Raw genomic sequence first — 16,921 nt, 5'->3', positions numbered from 1 at the left:
ATTACGTCGAGTTACTTGGTGAACTCGGTTTTCCAGTAGTCTTCGATCTTGCTGACCAGCGATGCAGGCAGAGGTACGTATTCCAGTTTTTCAGCGGCGCTCTGGCCTTTTTCCAGGGACCATTTGAAGAAGTCGAAAGCAGCCGCGCTTTTCTCGGCGTTCTTCGGTTGCTTGTACATGATGATCCAGGTGGTCGCGGTGATCGGCCATGCCGTCTTGCCCGGCGCGTTGGTCATGATCAGGTTGAAGTCTTTGGCGTTGGCCCAATCAGCCGTGTCAGCCGCTGCGGCGAAAGCTTTGGCATCAGGCTTGATGAACTCGCCAGCAGAGTTCTGCAGTTGGGTGAAAGCGATGTCGCTCTTGGTGGCGTAGGAGTATTCAACGTAACCGATCGAGCCCTTGATCTGTTTTACGTAAGCCGCCACACCTTCGTTACCCTTGCCGCCCACGCCCACTGGCCATTGAACGGCGGAGCCAGTGCCTGGACCGGATTTCCATGCGTCGCTGACTTTGGTCAGGTAGCTGGTGAAGTTGAAGGAAGTGCCCGAGCCGTCCGAACGGTGGACCACGGTGATGTTGGTATCAGGCAGTTTCACGCCATCGTTCAGTTTGACGATCGCAGGGTCGTTCCACTTGGTGATTTTGCCCTGGAAGATGTCGGCCAGGACCTGGCCGCTCAATTTCACGTCGTTGGCTTTGACGCCTTCGAGGTTGACGACTGGAACGATACCGCCGATGACGCTTGGGAATTGACCCAGGCCGCCGGCCTTGAGGTCTTCAGCGGACATCGGGGCGTCAGACGCGCCGAAGTCTACGGTGGCAGCCTTGATCTGGGCGATACCGCCGCCCGAACCGATCGACTGATAGTTCACGCGATTGTCAGCAGTTTTGCTGTAGTCCTGCGACCACTGGGAGATAACCGGGAATACGAAACTCGAACCAGCGCCCGTCACATCAACGGCGTGTGCCATACCCGACAGGCACATCGAAGCCATCAGAAGCGACAGGCGTTTTTTAGTCAGCAGAATCACGGCAATACCTCAACAAGAGAATTTTGTGTGTGTGTGGTCACAGTTGAAGACCCGAGGCAGATTTAAAACTGGAAACATTTCTGTTTGATGACAGTCTTGAGACCACGCGCCAAAACGGAGTCGTCTGTCAGCCATTTCCTACAGCGTGTAAAGCTGAAGTGCCCGGTTTTGTTGGCTAAGGCTGAGGTTGTCTAGCAGAAGGGAATTTAATATCAATGCGCCATATATCGGCATCAAGGCATCAAATCTGTGGCAATTGAGCGGCGTCTGGGGACGGCACAGGGCTGTGTGAGACGTTGGCGGAGTTCTCCGGCCGTACGGCGCAACCGATCCATCGAGGGCAATGTGTATCGAGATTTTACGACTCGCCTCGATACACCTCGACGCTCGCCCTACACCCCAGCGGCAAGTCGCCCGATATCGGCCATCAGCGCGTTGATCTGATCACCGCTGGCTTTCGATCCGGTGTAATACGCCGTCACCAGAACAGGCGGCCGTTCGCCGGGCCAGATCACCGCAACGTCGTTGCTGGCGTTGTTGGCACCCGAACCGGTCTTGTCGCCCACACGCCAACGGGCAGGTACGCCGGCGCGCAGCTTTTTGTCGCCGGTCTGATTGTTCACCAGCCAGGCCGTCAATTGATCGCGCGAGGCCAGTGTCAGTTTTTCACCCAGCACCAGCGTCTTCAGGGTCTGCAGCATGGCGACGGGCGTGGTGGTGTCGCGCGGGTCACCCGGCCGGTTTTCATTCAGCTCGGGCTCGCGCCGGTCGAGGCGGGTTTGCGTATCGCCTACTGATCGCAGCCAGGCCGTCAGACCTTCGGGACCGCCCATGCTGTCGAGCAGCAGGTTGGCAGCAGTGTTATCACTCAGCGTCATTGCCGCCTCGCACAGCGAACCGACGCTCAGCCCCTGCCCGCCCACGTGCAGCTCGGTGGTCGGTGAATACGGCACCAGTTGCTCGGCGGAATAAACGATGCGCCGCGACAGGTCCTCCTGCTTTCGATCCACCCGCGCCAGCACATGGGCGGCGGCCAGGCATTTGAAGGTGCTGCACAGGGCAAAGCGTTCATCGCCACGATGGCTGATCAGGCGCTGGCTGGCCGTGTCCAGAATGGCGACACCCAGCCGGCCGCCGTAACGACGTTCAAGGTCGGCCAGTTGCTGCTGGATGACTCGATCGGAAGAAGGCTCCGAGCGCCGCTCGAAAGCGAATGAAGGAAGACTCAACAGGGTGGGCACAGCCAGCAACGACGCGCCGATGAGGGTTCTGCGGGTGATCAAGATGAACGTCCTTGTGAACGGCAACGAGCGCCGCACGGATCATGGCACTCACCTCGATGGGATGAGCCGCCGGTGAGCCGCTGCGAACGGTGGGCAAACCGGCGCACATCATCCGGCCAGACGCCGGGACATTTCAACCATCAGCCGCTACACACGCACAATCATCGGCCTGCGCCCTCATCACCCTTCCCGCGTTGCCTTCAGTGCGATCGTTTGAAGGCCGGGATCGACCGCACCCACATGAACAGCCGCAGGGTCGCCGGCGCGTCGACGGGCTCGTGGCTCGCGGCAAGCTCGCCGGCCAGGGACGCCAGCGACTGGGGCAACAACCAGGAGATCTCCTGCTCGGTGGCCTGATAAGGCATCGGGGTTTCCTCTTTCTCGAACGCTGGCCATGGGTTCATCGCCGTCTCTCCCGCACACGCATGGATGGTTACAGATCGAGCACCAACGGCCCTGAAGCCGGGACTGCGCAGCAGATCAGCACGTGGTCCGGCGCCGGCCTTTCAGCGGGCGGGACCGGGTAATGCACCTGGCCACTGATGAGCCGGGTCTTGCAGGTGCCACAGGATCCGCCGCGACAGCTGAATTCCGGGCTCAGTCCTCGGCTCTCGGCCAGTTCCAGCAGACTGCCAGCGGCGGGTTGCCAACGCGCTTCCTTGGCGGAGCGTTCGAACACCACCGGCACTGCTTCGGTGGCGGCGGGCGGTTGATCAAAGGCAACCCCCTGTGAATCACCGCTGCGCTTGAGGCTGGACGGGCCGAAGGTCTCGGCATGAATGCGCTCATCGCGAATGTGCATGCCGCGCAGGCCGTCGTAGATCTCTTGGGTAAATGCCGCCGGCCCACACACATAAAAATCAAAATCGTTGAACGGCAGCAGCGTCTTGAGCAGATCGAGGTCAATGCGGCCGGTCAGGTGGAAGTCTTCACCCACCCGCGCCGACGTTTCCGGCTGGCTCAGCACGCGGATCGCTGTGAGCTGGTCGCCAGCCTTTACAATGAGTGTGTCCACTTCTTCGCGAAACGCCAGGTCGGCCAGACGACGGGCACTCTGGATGAACCAGGTCGCCCGCCCTCCCCGCACCCGTTTGCCTTCGTAGATGACTTCTCGCAGCATCGACAGCATGGGCGTGACGCCGATGCCCGCACCCAGCAGCACCAGCGGCCGGCGCTCCTGCGGATCCACCACAAAGCTGCCCTGGGGTGACCGCGCCTGGAGCAGATCGCCAACGCTGACGTGGTCATGCAGGTACGCCGAGGCCAGGCCGTCGCGCTTGACGCTGATGCGGAAGAACCGATCGGACGGCGCGCTGGACAGGCTGTAGGTACGAATCAGCGGCGGCGTGCGACCATCCGGGGACAAGCGCAGTGGCAGGTGCTGACCGGCCTTGAACGCGGGCAAACCGGCGCCGTCGGCAGGCTCGAAATAGAACGAACGAATGCCGTCGCTTTCGTCCTCGATCTGCGTCACCCGCAGGGGCCGCCATTGATCGCGCAGGGCATCGGCCTGCAAGCGGGCGGCGGTCTGCTGCCAGTCGCCGGTCATCAGGCTGTTCGGCGACCAACCCTGGAATTCCCAGCGCGAGCGCAACGCCGCTGGCCGACGCACCACCTGTTCCACCCGCACCTGCCAGAGCCGCTCGGCGCCCTGAAATGCAGCGATTTCCGGCCCGTCGAGGATCAGCGTCACAGTGCCCGCCACCTGCAACAGCTCGCCGGTCTGGAAATCAACGAACAGCAGACCTGCTTTGGGATTGACCTGGAAATTGCCCAGCGTATTGAAAAACAGGTTGCCGGCGAAATCCGGGATGGTCAGCACATCGCCCTCCACCCGCACGAACCCGGCCTGGCCGCCACGGTGGGACACGTCCACCGAACGATGGGGCTGCGCGCCCTCAAGGTCGACATAGCTGGCGACGAAGAAGGTGTCGGCGCCACGAATGGTGGCGATGGCGGCGTCATCCAGCGCGGTCAATCGCTGCACCGGGGGACGCTCCGCCACAGCTTTGAGCGGCACCTGCTTCAGCGCCCGCAGCTGAATGTACTGCGGGCAATTGCCGTACGAGTGCTCGACGCTCACGGAAAAACCGTTTTCCCAGACATCGCTGATGTGGCCATTGATGCGGTTGCGACGGCGAGTGTGCAGGTCGATGCCGAGCATGCCCACCGCCGCGCCCGGCGCGAATTCGGCGCCGGCCGGGTCTTCGGCGTCGGGGCGTCGGGCGATGTCCAGCCGCCTGGCGTCGGGTGACTGGATAAACCCCGACTGGGCGTCCAGCAGGGTCGCCCACGGCCAGCCTTCATTGTCGACGGCGCCGAGAATCAGGTACGGCAGATGCTCGTAGAACTCACGGTGCTGATCGGGCATGTAGTCACGAATGACGCGCTTGCCCAGGGTTTCCATGCGCTCTGCAACGCCGACTTTGGCCTGCAGAGCGCGCTCGCCGGAATGCCATGGCGATGGTATTTCAGTGCGAATCTCGTTCATGGCGCGAACTCCCTGGACTCCCGGATGATTAGTTGACCAGCCCTGCCGCCGTGCGTGGCATGGGCGTGAAGCCCGGCAGGTTTTCGATGCGCGCCAGCCATGCCTGCACGTTGCCGTATTCGTCCAGCGACACGTTGCCTTCAGGCGCGTGGGCGATGTAGCTGTAGGCGGCGACGTCGGCAATGGTGGCGTGATCAGTGGCGAGAAAGTCGCGGCCGCTCAGGTGCTGATCAATGACGCGGAGCGCGTCGTGGGCTCGCTGGATCGTGTCTTGGGGATCGAAACCGGCACCGAACACCGTGATCAGCCGCGCCCGCGCCGGGCCCAGATAAATCGCGCCGGAGGCGGCAGACAACCAGCGCTGCACCTGCGCGGCGCCCTCGGGATCATTCGGCAACCAGCGGCCCGACGGGTCGTACTTCTTCGCCAGGTACACCAGGATCGCCGTTGAGTCGGCGACGATGACGCCGTTGTCGTCAATCACCGGCACCTGGCCGAAGGCGTTGATGGCGAGGAATTCCGGCTTTTTCTGCTCGCCCTTGGCCAGATCAACAAACTGGATCTTCGGATCAAGGCCCAGCAGCGACAGCATCAGCTCGGCGCGGTGGGAGTGGCCGGACAGCGGGAAGTGATAGAGCGTGATGGCGGTCATGGGGTGGGCTCCTGGGCAAGTGCGTCAACTCAGCGTGGGGCGGCGGTGCCGCAATGGTGGGCCGCGCTGGTGGAATGGATAGTGGGCCTGACCGCTGGATTGGAGAATGACCAGAAAAAGCAATCCACTGTTTCACGTAGTGAAATGCCGGGCGTCAAATCCCGCTGCTTGAACCGCTCACACGGCTCGCGCCTCCCCTATCTGCAACATTCAGAAATATCCCCTTGACGGCGGCCCGATGGCTGAGCGTTCATATTGGAGTACAGCCATCATCCAACTGCTCTGCTCTCTGGTGAATTTCCATGGTTTCGTCCGTTCTGGCGGCTTCTCTGTCGCGCCGTCGCATTCACTACAGCTGGGTGATCCTGGCCGTCACCTTCCTCACCATGCTGGTCATGGCCGGCGCAGTGGGCGCGCCGGGTGTGTTCATCCGGCCACTGCAAGCAGAGTTCGGCTGGGACACGGCCGAGATTTCTTCGGCGCTGGCGATTCGCTTTGCCCTGTTCGGTCTGGTCGGCCCGTTTGCCGCCGCGTTCATGAACCACTTCGGCGTGCGCAAGGTGGTGCTGACCGCGCTGACGCTGGTCGCCAGCGGCATGGTCTTGTCGCTGTTCATGACGCAGTTCTGGCAGTTGGTGCTGCTCTGGGGCGTGGTGGTTGGCTTCGGCACAGGGCTGACGGCGATGGTGCTCGGCGCCACCGTCGCGACGCGCTGGTTCTCAAAACATCGCGGGCTGGCAATGGGCTTGCTGTCGGCGAGTTCTGCCACGGGCCAACTGGTGTTCATGCCGCTGCTGGCGAACATGACCGAGCATTTCGGCTGGCGCACGGCGCTGGCATGCATTTGCACGGGCATCGTCATTGCCGGCGTCGCGGTGCTGGCGTTGATGCGCAACCGCCCTGCCGATCTGCAACTGCCACTCTACGGCGATGAGGACATCCAGCCCGTAGCCGCGAGCACCCAGACCTTCCTTCAGCTGCTGATCACCCCACTGCGAGTGCTGCGCGACGTGTCGAAAACCTGGACGTTCTGGGTGCTGTTCATGACGTTCTTTATTTGCGGCGCCAGCACCAACGGCCTGATTCAGACCCACTTCATCAGTCTGTGCGGCGATTACGGCCTGGCCGCGACCACGGCGGCCGGAATGCTGGCGGTGATGGGGATTTTCGACTTCTTCGGCACCATCGGTTCCGGCTGGCTGTCGGACCGTTTCGACAATCGCTGGCTGCTGTTCTGGTACTACGGCTTTCGCGGCGTGTCGCTGATGCTGCTGCCGTTTCTGGATTTCACCGTGTTCGGGTTGTCGGTGTTTGCCCTGTTGTACGGGCTGGACTGGATCGCCACAGTGCCGCCCACCGTGAAGCTGACTGCCCAGCGATTTGGCGCCGAGCGCGCCAATATCGTGTTTGGCTGGGTGTTCGCCGGCCATCAGCTGGGCGCCGCGTTTGCCGCCTTCGGCGCCGGCTGGACACGCACGCATTTCGCCACCTACCTGCCGGCGTTTTTCATTTCCGGCCTGCTGTGCGCCATTGCGGCGTTGATCGCGTTGTCCATCGTGCCGCCCGTGAAGTCGACCAGGGCTGCTAGTGCGTAAACGGCTTAAAGCCACTGCCGCGCGGTCAGCCACATCCCATAGCCGACGGCCATCAGCGCCCAGGCCAGCAGCGGGTGAAACACCACCCGCCAGGCCATCGCCCGCGGCTCGAAACCGACGCCGTGGACGAATCCCCCGGCCACGCCCCACATGATCAGCATGAGCAGGCTGTGGGAGTAATGGCCGTTGGCATCGAGCATCGACGCCGGGTGAATGAGCAGCACCAGGCTCAGGGGTACGGCCATCAGCAGGGACAGTGCCCGGCCGATGGCGTGCCTGAAGGGTGCACTCAGCGCTTCAGCGGTCACGGCCGCTCTCCAGCGCCGCGGCGTCAGACGACTCCAGCCACAGGGCGTTGATGATGCCGAAGCTGCAGGCCAGCAACACGCCGAGAATCCAGGCGAAATACCACATGATTGTCTCTCCTCTAGAACGCGGCTCAGTACAGGCCGTGGGGGTTGTGGTCGATGTGCGCGGTGGTGACCTTGCCCCACATCTTGGCGTAGCACCACAGCGTGTAGCAGAGGATCAACGGCACGAAGATCGACGCCGCGATCAGCATGATCATCAGGGTTTTGTGGCTGGAAACGGCGTCCCACACGGTCAGGCTCGACGCCGGGTCCAGGCTCGAGGGCATGACGAACGGGAACAGCGCAAAACCGGCGGTGCACAGCGCGCCGACGATGGCCAGGGTGCTCCCGAGGAACGCCGTTCTGCCCTGCCCCGCACTGGCGCCGAGCAAGGCCAGCAAGCCACCGAAAATCCCGAGCAATGGCGCGATGACCGTCAGCGGGTGCTGCTGATAATTCGCCATCCAGCCGTGGTTGCTGGCTGTCACGGTTTTCGCCAGCGGGTTCAGCGCCGCGCCGGCGTCGAACGCCGAAGTGATCGCCAGGCCCTGAATGCCGCCGAGCAATAGCCACACGCCGGCGCCGATGAACGACAGCAGGAACAGCAGCGACAGCCACTGCGCCGCGCGGCGTGAGCGTCGGGCAATGGCGCCTTCGGTGCGCATCATCAGCCAGCTGCCGCCGTGCAGGCCGAGCATGCTCAGGCTGACCACGCCGGCCAGCAGGCCGAACGGGCTCAACAGCTGCCAGAAGTTGCCGTGATAACTGGAGCGCAGGGTGTCGTCGAACTGAAACGGCACGCCCAGCAACAGGTTGCCGAACGCCACGCCGAAGACCAGCGACGGCACCACGCCCCCGACAAACAGGCCCCAGTCCCAGCTCTGCCGCCAACGGGTGTTTTCCAGTTTGCTGCGGTAGTCGAAGCCCACCGGGCGCACGAACAACGCGAACAGCACCAGCAACAGCGCCCAGTACAAACCCGAGAACGCCGCCGCATAGACCAGCGGCCACGCCGCGAACAGCGCGCCGCCGGCGGTGATCAGCCAGACCTGATTGCCGTCCCAGTGCGGGGCGATGGTGTTGATGACAACCCGGCGTTCAGTGTCGCTGCGCCCGACGTAGGGCATCAGCATCGCCGCGCCCAGGTCGAAGCCATCGGTGAGGGCGAAGCCGATCAGCAATACGCCGACCAGCACCCACCAGATCATTTTCAGTGTCTCGTAATCGAACATCGGGGATTCCTCAGGCCAGGGCCGGGTGTTTGGCGTGGGCAGCGTTGCCGGGCGCGCCTTGCTCGAAGTGGTAGCGACCGGTGTGCAGGCTGCTCGGGCCGAGTCGGGCGAACTTGATCATCAGGTACATCTCGAGGATCAGCAGAACGGTGTAGAAGCCGACCAGCGCCACAATCGAACCGAGCACATCCCCCGCCGACAGGGTCGAGGCCGACAGGTGCACGGGCAGCACTTCACCGATGGACCAGGGCTGACGGCCATGCTCGGCGACCCACCAGCCGGTCTGCGTGGCAATCCACGGCAGCGGCAGGCTGAACACCGCCCACTTGAGCAGCCAGCGCTTGCGGGTCTCGTTCTTGCGCGCCGAGGCCCAGAAGGCACAGCCAAACAGCAGCAGCATGAGCATCCCGCTCAGCACCATCACGCGGAAGGTCCAGAAGATCGAGGCCACCTGGGGGATCGAATCCAGCGCAGCCTGTTTGATCTGCTGCTCGTTGGCGTCGACCACCTTGTCGGTGTACTTCTTCAGCAGCAGGCCGTAGCCGAGGTCCTTCTTCACTGCATTGAAAGCGTCGAGGGTCTGCGCACTCTTGTCGCCCCCGCGCAGCTGGCCGAGCAGGTCGTAGGCGGTCATGCCGTTGCGGATGCGGCCTTCGTGTTCGTGCACCAGATCCTTCATGCCGGTGACCTGCTTATCCACCGAGCGGGTGGCGATGAGGCCCATCACGTAGGGAATTTTGACCGCGTAGTCGGTGCGCTGCTCGGCCTGATTGGGCAGGCCGAACAAGGTGAAGGCCGCCGGGGCCGGTTCGGTCTCCCATTCGGCTTCGATGGCGGCCAGCTTGGTTTTCTGCACGTCGCCGATCTCGTAGCCGGATTCGTCACCCAGCACGATCACCGACAGGATCGAGGCCATGCCGAATGCCGAGGCGATGGCGAACGAACGCCGGGCGAAGGCGATGTCGCGGCCCTTGAGCAGGTACCAGCTGGATATCGCCAGGACGAAGATCGCCCCGGTGACGTAGCCGGACGCCACGGTGTGGACGAACTTGACCTGGGCGACGGGGTTGAACAGCAGGTCGCTGAAGCTGGTGAGTTCCATGCGCATGGTGGTGAAGTTGAACTCGGCGCCGACCGGGTTCTGCATCCAGCCGTTGGCGATGAGGATCCACAGCGCTGACATGTTGGAGCCGATCGCCACCAGCCACGTGACGGTGAGGTGCTGGACGCGGGTCAGGCGGTCCCAGCCGAAGAAGAACAGGCCGATGAAGGTCGATTCGAGGAAGAACGCCATCATCCCTTCGATGGCCAGCGGCGCGCCGAAGATGTCGCCGACGTAGTGGCTGTAGTAGGCCCAGTTGGTGCCGAACTGGAATTCCATGGTCAGGCCGGTGGTGACGCCGAGGGCGAAGTTGATGCCGAACAGCTTGCCCCAGAACTTTGTCATGTCTTTGTAGACTTGCTTGCCGGTCATGACGTAGACCGATTCCATGATGGCGAGCAGGAAGGTCATGCCGAGGGTCAGGGGGACGAAGAGGAAGTGGTACAGCGCGGTCATCGCGAACTGCAGCCGGGAGAGGTCGACGACTGATTCCGATATCATTTTGGGTTTTTCTCAGAGGGTGCGGGTGGGGTGCTCAGTAGGTGCAGGCCGGCTTGCACGCCGTCGTCCTTGACTTCGACCGGGGCGTCGAACCAGACGCTGCGGATGCCCATGAGCAGGACGAGTTTGATCAGGAGGATCAGGCTGATGTCTCTGGCCAGGGGGTGTTTGAGGAAGTCGAAAGGACCGGGCATGTTGAGGACTCGTCGGGGTGCGAGGTATTTTTCCTACAGGGCCTTCGTGCACCTTTGATCCAGGTCAAGGAACCGCGTTTACTCCGGTGTGGCAGAACGCCACAGCTGTCTAAAAGCATCTGCCTGGGGGCAGATTGTTTCGCCTTCGGCGAGTTACTTGGAAAAGCACCCCAAGTAACCAAGGGTGCCTGCTCCTGGTTTGGCCCTCCTGCGTCGGGTTCCTTCACTCCGGTCTTGCTCCGTGGGCCCGCGCCGAACGGACATCCATGTCCTGACGGCGCTCTCGCCGCATCCATGCGGCTCGGCCCACTCCGCAAAACCTGCGTTCAGCCTGCACCCAAGTCGCGCTTGGCGGTGTCTGGACCTTTTTTGTACGAAGATCAAAAGCAGATCAACAGCAGATCAATGGCTTCCCGGCTGAAGCCGGTCCTACGGGGGAATGCGGTGCCGTGGATGATCGTCCCCACGCTCTGCGTGGGGATGCATCCCGGGACGCTCCGCGTCCATTCCCGGCTAAAGCCGGTCCCACTGACTGCGCGCGGCTTTTTAGTGGGACCGGCTTCAGCCGGGAAGAGGCCAGCACAATCGCCGGCATTTCTGGACGGACGTGGTGGCTGGCGCGCGATGTGCCTGGTCTGGCGGTCGGGGAGTTTGCGTGAGGTTGTCCGCAGCAGTCGGGGAACCCGGCCTCGTCCATTCAAGCTGGTAGGATGACCGGCAGGATGCCGTCTCAAGTGACGGATTATTCAGCCGATATCCCGGTGTGCAAGGCAGTCGGTGACGGTTGTGCCGGGGTGTTCACGGCCCGGATTCTGTCGCTTCTGCACCCCATGAGGTAGTTATCGATGACATTCCATTCGCTCATTCACACACTGAGCAGCGCACTCTGTGTGGCGCTGTTGTTGTGCGTGGGCTGTGGCGCGTCGGGAGCTGAATCGATTAACTCGAACGCGGCTCGTGTCGAGATCCATGTGGTCACCGAAGAACTCCCGCCCTATAACATGACCCGCGACGGGGTGCTCACCGGCATGAGCACCGAGGTGGTCCAGGCGGTGTTGAAGGAGGTCAATGTGCAGGCCTCCATTCAGTCCATGCCCTGGGCGCGGGCCTATGATCTGGCGCTGCACACGCCCAATGTGTTGATCTACTCCATCACCCGCACCGCCGAGCGCGAGCGGCTGTTCAAGTGGGTCGGCACCATCGCCGCGTCGCGCTGGTTTCTGTATTCGTCTGCCAGCCATCCCGTCACGCTGCTGAGCCTGGACGATGCCCGGGACTGGCAAACCGCGACGGTCAACGAAGACGTCGGCGAGCAGTACCTGATGGCGCGCGCGTTCGAGATCGGCCATCAGCTGCAATCGAGCAACCGCTACGAATTCAATTACCAGAAGCTGCAGACCGGCCACGTCGACCTGTGGATTTCCGACGAGCTCAACGCTTACTACCTCGCCCGGCAGGTCGGCGATGACCCCACCCGGACGCTGGTGCAATCCCTGCGCATAAAAGAGCTGGAAGAAGCCGGCGGCTTCAACATGGCGTTCAGCATCGGCACGCCCGACGCCACGGTGCAGCTGTTTCAGAAAGCCCTTGAGACCATTCGCGCCAACGGCACCTACGACGCCATCGCGCGCAAGTGGCAATGAGCATGCCGTTCGACGCCCCTTCCGACCCGCCCGGCGACACCCGCCCGGACCCTCGCAACGGGCAGCGCACCGGACAGCGCAACGGTTCGCTGGCACGGCGTCTGGTGCTGGCGACGCTGGCGTTCTGCATGCTGTTCACCGCCGCAACGGTGCTGGTGCGCACCTGGTTCGCCTGGAACACCAATCTGGCGAACATGAACGCCGAGCTGAGCCTGATCGATCAGGTGTTCCAGGGCACGCTGTCAAAAGCCGTGTGGGAGATGGATGATCAGGCGCTGCAGACCCAGATCGACAGCGTGGCCACGGCGGCGCCGGTGGGCCGGGTTCAGCTGACGATCCTGCGGCCCGGTCGCGCCCCCGAGGTTCTGGAACACCAACACCCCGGCCACACCGGCTCGATCCTCGCCCCGGCGTTGCATCGGCAGCTGACGATTGCGCCCTACCCCGGCGCCAGCGAGGTGGTCGGCGAGCTGACCATCGAAGGCGACGAGAGCCTGCTGTGGAGACGCCTGTGGAAAGAAGTCGCGGTCATCATGCTCACCCAGATCATCCAGTCCCTGGCGCTCGCCGGGCTGATCATGGGGATGTTCAACCGCTCGGTGACCCTGCACGTGCGGCGCATTGCCCGCCACCTCGAACACCTGACACCGCTCAACCTCAAGACGCACCTGACGCTTGAGCGACGCGGCAAGGCCGGCGACGAACTCGACCTGCTCGAAGCGGGCGTCAATGACCTGCAGGACAAACTGGCCGCGCACCTGGAGCGTCAGGCGCGCGATGAAGTCACCCTCGCCGCCAGCCGCGACCAGCTCGCCGAACTGGTCGAGCAGCGCACCGCACAGCTCAAAGCCGCCAATACGCGACTGGAAGCCCTGACCCGCTTCGATCCGCTCACGGGCCTGGCCAACCGCCGGCATTTCGACGAGCTCAAGGAGCTGGAATTCAACCGCGCCTTGCGTCATCGCCAGCCGCTGTCGGTGCTGATGTGCGACATCGATTTCTTCAAGCTTTACAACGACACCTACGGCCATGCCCGGGGCGATCAATGCCTGCGCGATGTGGCGCTGGCCATGAGCGCGCTGTTTTCGCGCTCCGGCGAACTGGTGGCGCGGCTCGGCGGCGAAGAGTTCGCCGTGCTGCTGCCGGGCCAGGATGAGCAACAGGCACTGGCCTCGGCCGATCGCCTGCGCGGGCTGCTGGCCCGGCAACAACTGGTACACAGCGCTTCACCGGTCTCGCCCTTCGTGACCTTGAGTATCGGCGTGGCCGAGCTCGACCCGGCGAACATGGAGCACTTCGATCAACTGCTGCAGAGTGCCGACCGGGCGCTGTACCGGGCGAAAAGCCAGGGCCGGGACCGCTGTGTGATCTGAACCGAGAGGAATGCCATGGGAACAATTCATCGTCAGTGCAGCGTTCTGGTCACTTTCTTGATGTTTTTCGTGTGCCTGAACGCTGGCGCCGCGACGTTGCAAGTGGTGACCGAAGACTCCTCCTACAGCGCACTCGACGGCGACAAGGTGGTCGGGGTCGCCAGTGAAGTGGTCGAGCTGACCCTCGCCAACGCCGGCATCACCGATTACCACATGGCGCTGTACCCCTGGGCGCGGGCCTACGACATCGCACAGCTGGAAGCGAACGTGCTGATCTACCCGATGATCCGCAGCAGTGCGCGCGAAGGGCTGTTCAAGTGGGTCGGCGAGCTGGAACACGTCATGCCGTCGTTCTACAAACTGCGCAAGCGCGGCGATGTGCGGGTCAAGGACTTGCAGGACGCCAGTCATTACACCGTCGGCGTGGTGCGCGACGATTCGCGCCAGCAATACCTGGAAGGCAAGGGGTTCAGCAGGATGGTGGTGTCGGCCAATAACCTCGACAACCTGCGCAAACTCATCAGCGGCCAGGTCGAGCTGATTCCCATGCCCGAGCGCGAGGCGCGGGAACAATGCGCCGATCTGCACATTGCCTTCGAGGACCTCGAAAGCGTCTTCACCCTCGACGAACTGTCCAAAGGTCTGTACGTCGCCCTCAGCGCCAGCACCCCGGACGAGACGGTCCAGCGAATCACTGCCGCCTTCGCCCGACTCAAACAGGACGGCACGGTGGACAGGGTCATCGCCGGGCAGTGACCGCAAGCCGTCCCACTCGGATCCCGGCCTGCAAAACCCGGTTTTCACGCCCCGGAAATCAGCGCCTCGGGGATTTCACAAAGCCTTCACAATCGTTTTGGAAAACTCCGCGCGGTCTGTCCCGCCTCCCCTCCCGGCAGCCATTGACTGACTCAGTCTGACGTCTCGGCCCCACGGATGGAAATGCCTGTTGCACCCGCACCCCAGGCACTGCGCGGCCCCTGATATGGAAATGAATCCGATGGTCAAACCGGTCACGTCTACTCGTCTGGTGATGCTGTTTTCCCTGTGTCTGGTGGTGTTCTACAACTTGGCGACCTGGCGCGCACTGGTTGATCTGGCGCAATTGCAGGGCGTCAAGGCCATCGCGTTCTATGTGTCGTTTGCCTTCCTGCTGTGGGCCGCAATCACCCTGCTGCTCACACCCTTTTCGTTTCGCCCGACGCTCAAGCCGGCGCTGAGTCTGGTGGCGCTGTGCTCGGCCGGCGCCGCGTATTTCATGAACACCTACGGCATCAGCATCGACACGACGATGATGCAGAACGTGCTGGAGACCAATCCCGGCGAGGCCGAGGCCCTGTTGAGCGGCAAGCTGTTTCTCTACCTGGGCCTGCTCGGCGTGCTGCCGATCGCGCTGATCTGGTGGGTGCCGGTGATCTACCGCCGCGTGCTGCCCGGGCTGGTCAACAAAGTGCTTGTCTGCATCGGCTGTTTGCTGGTGATCGCCGCTGCCGTCGGCCCCTTCTACTCGACCTATGCGCCGATCTTTCGCGATGAAGACAAGCTCACCCACTTCATCAACCCGACCAATTACATTTACGCCATCGGCAAGCTGACCAAGCAGACCGTCGCCATCAAAGAGACGCTGAAAATCCAGACCGTCGGCGCCGACGCGGCGCTCAGCCCCCAGGCACAACAGCGGCCAAAAAAGAGCCTGATGATCTTTGTCGTCGGTGAAACGGCACGGGCCGACCACTTCTCCCTCAACGGTTACGGGCGGGAAACCAACCCGGAGCTGAAAAAGCAGGACATTCTCAACTTCACCCACGTGGCCTCGTGCGGTACCTCCACCGCCGTGTCAGTGCCGTGCATGTTTTCGAAGTTTCCGCGCACCGATTACAGCGACAAAAAGGGCAAGACCTACGAGGGTCTGCTGGACATGCTTCAGCGCGCCGGTCTGAAGGTGCTGTGGCTGGACAACAACAGCGACTGCAAAGGCACCTGCCTGCGCGTGCCCCACAGCGATATCCCGAAAAACCAGCCGAGCCCGTTCTGTGATGGCAAGAACTGCCTCGACGAATCCCTGCTGGTGGGCTTGCAGGACTACATCGACTCACTGCAGGACAACGCCATCATCGTCCTCCATTCCGATGGCAGCCACGGCCCGGAATACTACGACCGCTACCCCAAGAGCCTGGAGCGCTTCACGCCCGTCTGCCACACCAATCAGCTGGGCAGCTGCACGTCCGACGAGCTGAAAAACGTCTACGACAACACCATCCTCTACACCGATCATTTCCTGTCCCAGACCATCGAACTGCTCAAGCGCAATCAGGACAAGGTCGATGCGTCGATGATCTACGTCTCGGACCACGGCGAGTCCCTCGGCGAGAACGGCATCTACCTGCACGCCGCGCCGTACGCCATCGCCCCGACGGCGCAGACCCAGGTGCCGATGGTGATGTGGTTCGGCCACTCGACCCTGGAAGACGCCGGCGTCGATCGCACGTGCCTGGCGGCCAGGCAAGACCAGCCGGACCTGAGCCATGACTACATGTTTCATTCGGTGCTAGGCTTGCTCGGCGTTACCAGCACGGAATACCAACCGGCGCTGGACCTCTTTCACAGCTGCAAACGCAACAAGGGATGAGTTGAAATGACCTGCCAGAACCCGGTGATACAGCCTGATAAACCGGTGTTCTGGCGGGACGCGCAGCTGCCGTTCATTGAAGCGCGCTCCATCGCCGACGGACGCAAGGTCTGTTATTCCCGTCATTCCCATGACGTGTTTTCCATCGGCGCAATCACCGCCGGGCAAAGCACGTACCTGCACGAGAAAACCACTCAGACCATCGCCGCCGGCACCGTTGTGCTGATGAACCCCGGCGAGGTCCACGCCTGCAACCCCATCGACGATCAGCCGTGGTCCTACCTGATGCTGTACGTGAACGCGCAGTGGCTGGGCGCGCTTCAGCGTGATTGCGGGGTCAACAACGGGGGCATGCTTCGCGGGTATCCGGCCACCCACAGTCGTGACCCGCTGTTGTTCAAAGGCTTGCTCGACTTGCATCGGCGGCTGGTGGATTCGCAGCTCGATACGCTGGCAAAACAGGAGGCCGCTGTCGGTTTTTTCAGCCTGGTCGAACAGCGTTTGGGCGGCTCGACGCTGACGCCAAGACAGCCCAATCCCAAGGTCGAGCGCGCGGCGCGGTACATCGATGCGCATTATCTGCAACCGATTCGGCTCGAGGATTTATGCGCGGTGGCGAACTTGTCCGAGGCCTACTTGATTCGCGCGTTCGAGCAGCATTACCACATGACACCCCACGCCTGGCTGGTCAACCGGCGCATCCAGCACGGCCAGGCGCAATTGCGCATCGGCGAGCCCATCGCCGACATCGCGCAGCAGAGTGGCTTTGCCGATCAGGCGCATTTTCAGCGGGCGTTCAAAAAGCATCTGGCCGTGACGCCGGGCCAGTACAAGCCGTGATCAGACGC

The 16,921-nt window shown here is 62.6% G+C and carries 16 protein-coding genes; 6 read left to right on the top strand and 10 right to left on the bottom strand.

Annotation, left to right across the window (positions count from 1 at the left end; translation table 11 throughout):
• Positions 1-11: 11 nt before the first annotated feature.
• The 5 genes from pstS to AC07RO_RS12670 form a co-directional block, all read right to left on the bottom strand.
• On the bottom strand, positions 12-1,031 hold the full coding sequence (pstS, locus tag AC07RO_RS12690) for a phosphate ABC transporter substrate-binding protein PstS (protein WP_346628907.1): 1,020 nt from the start codon (positions 1,029-1,031) through the stop codon (positions 12-14).
• Positions 1,032-1,423: 392 nt separating this feature from the next.
• A complete protein-coding gene (bla, locus tag AC07RO_RS12685; protein WP_495086197.1) occupies positions 1,424-2,314 on the bottom strand; it encodes a class A beta-lactamase in 891 nt (296 codons plus the stop codon).
• Between the two features lie 200 nt (positions 2,315-2,514).
• Positions 2,515-2,718 (bottom strand): hypothetical protein, encoded by a 204-nt coding sequence (locus AC07RO_RS12680; RefSeq protein ID WP_495086196.1) that lies wholly within the window; start codon positions 2,716-2,718, stop codon positions 2,515-2,517.
• 29 nt (positions 2,719-2,747) lie between these two features.
• On the bottom strand, positions 2,748-4,805 hold the full coding sequence (locus AC07RO_RS12675; RefSeq protein WP_495086195.1) for a 2Fe-2S iron-sulfur cluster-binding protein: 2,058 nt from the start codon (positions 4,803-4,805) through the stop codon (positions 2,748-2,750).
• 28 nt (positions 4,806-4,833) lie between these two features.
• Positions 4,834-5,457 (bottom strand): glutathione S-transferase family protein, encoded by a 624-nt coding sequence (locus AC07RO_RS12670; RefSeq protein ID WP_495086194.1) that lies wholly within the window; start codon positions 5,455-5,457, stop codon positions 4,834-4,836.
• 302 nt (positions 5,458-5,759) lie between these two features.
• On the opposite strand from AC07RO_RS12670, the gene AC07RO_RS12665 reads away from it, so the two are divergent.
• Positions 5,760-7,052: an MFS transporter gene (locus AC07RO_RS12665; protein ID WP_495086193.1), complete on the top strand. Its 1,293-nt coding sequence runs from the start codon at positions 5,760-5,762 to the stop codon at positions 7,050-7,052.
• Between the two features lie 5 nt (positions 7,053-7,057).
• On the opposite strand, the gene AC07RO_RS12660 is transcribed toward AC07RO_RS12665, so the two are convergent.
• Genes AC07RO_RS12660 through cydP form a run of 5 tightly spaced genes read right to left on the bottom strand, consistent with a single transcriptional unit; the run spans position 7,058 to position 10,431 of the window.
• Positions 7,058-7,360 (bottom strand): cyd operon YbgE family protein, encoded by a 303-nt coding sequence (locus AC07RO_RS12660; RefSeq protein ID WP_495086192.1) that lies wholly within the window; start codon positions 7,358-7,360, stop codon positions 7,058-7,060.
• A complete protein-coding gene (gene cydX / locus AC07RO_RS12655) occupies positions 7,350-7,466 on the bottom strand; it encodes a cytochrome bd-I oxidase subunit CydX (protein ID WP_065988546.1) in 117 nt (38 codons plus the stop codon). The genes AC07RO_RS12660 and cydX overlap by 11 nt, the downstream gene beginning before the upstream one ends.
• Positions 7,467-7,491: 25 nt before the next feature.
• Positions 7,492-8,634 (bottom strand): cytochrome d ubiquinol oxidase subunit II, encoded by a 1,143-nt coding sequence (cydB, locus tag AC07RO_RS12650; protein ID WP_495086191.1) that lies wholly within the window; start codon positions 8,632-8,634, stop codon positions 7,492-7,494.
• Between the two features lie 10 nt (positions 8,635-8,644).
• On the bottom strand, positions 8,645-10,237 hold the full coding sequence (locus AC07RO_RS12645) for a cytochrome ubiquinol oxidase subunit I (RefSeq protein ID WP_495086190.1): 1,593 nt from the start codon (positions 10,235-10,237) through the stop codon (positions 8,645-8,647).
• A complete protein-coding gene (gene cydP, locus AC07RO_RS12640) occupies positions 10,234-10,431 on the bottom strand; it encodes a cytochrome oxidase putative small subunit CydP (RefSeq protein ID WP_282371491.1) in 198 nt (65 codons plus the stop codon). The genes AC07RO_RS12645 and cydP overlap by 4 nt, the downstream gene beginning before the upstream one ends.
• Before the next feature lie 845 nt (positions 10,432-11,276).
• Between cydP and AC07RO_RS12635 the strand changes: the two genes are divergently transcribed.
• The 5 genes from AC07RO_RS12635 to AC07RO_RS12615 all read left to right on the top strand — a co-directional run bounded on the left by AC07RO_RS12635 (position 11,277) and on the right by AC07RO_RS12615 (position 16,913).
• Positions 11,277-12,074, top strand: coding sequence for a substrate-binding periplasmic protein (locus AC07RO_RS12635; RefSeq protein ID WP_495086189.1), 798 nt, complete (start codon positions 11,277-11,279; stop codon positions 12,072-12,074).
• Positions 12,075-12,076: 2 nt separating this feature from the next.
• A complete protein-coding gene (locus tag AC07RO_RS12630; protein ID WP_495086188.1) occupies positions 12,077-13,447 on the top strand; it encodes a GGDEF domain-containing protein in 1,371 nt (456 codons plus the stop codon).
• A 15-nt stretch (positions 13,448-13,462) separates the two neighbouring features.
• Positions 13,463-14,203, top strand: coding sequence for a substrate-binding periplasmic protein (locus AC07RO_RS12625; RefSeq protein ID WP_282373344.1), 741 nt, complete (start codon positions 13,463-13,465; stop codon positions 14,201-14,203).
• Between the two features lie 226 nt (positions 14,204-14,429).
• Positions 14,430-16,073, top strand: a complete 1,644-nt coding sequence (locus AC07RO_RS12620; protein WP_495086187.1) for a phosphoethanolamine transferase — start codon at positions 14,430-14,432, stop codon at positions 16,071-16,073.
• A gap of 6 nt (positions 16,074-16,079) precedes the next feature.
• Complete coding sequence (locus AC07RO_RS12615; protein ID WP_495086186.1) at positions 16,080-16,913, top strand: AraC family transcriptional regulator; 834 nt, start codon at positions 16,080-16,082, stop codon at positions 16,911-16,913.
• Positions 16,914-16,921 lie beyond the last annotated feature (8 nt).

Source organism: Pseudomonas sp. GW821-FHT07F05 (assembly GCF_059418765.1).
This window is presented reverse-complemented; position numbering and strand designations above follow the sequence as displayed.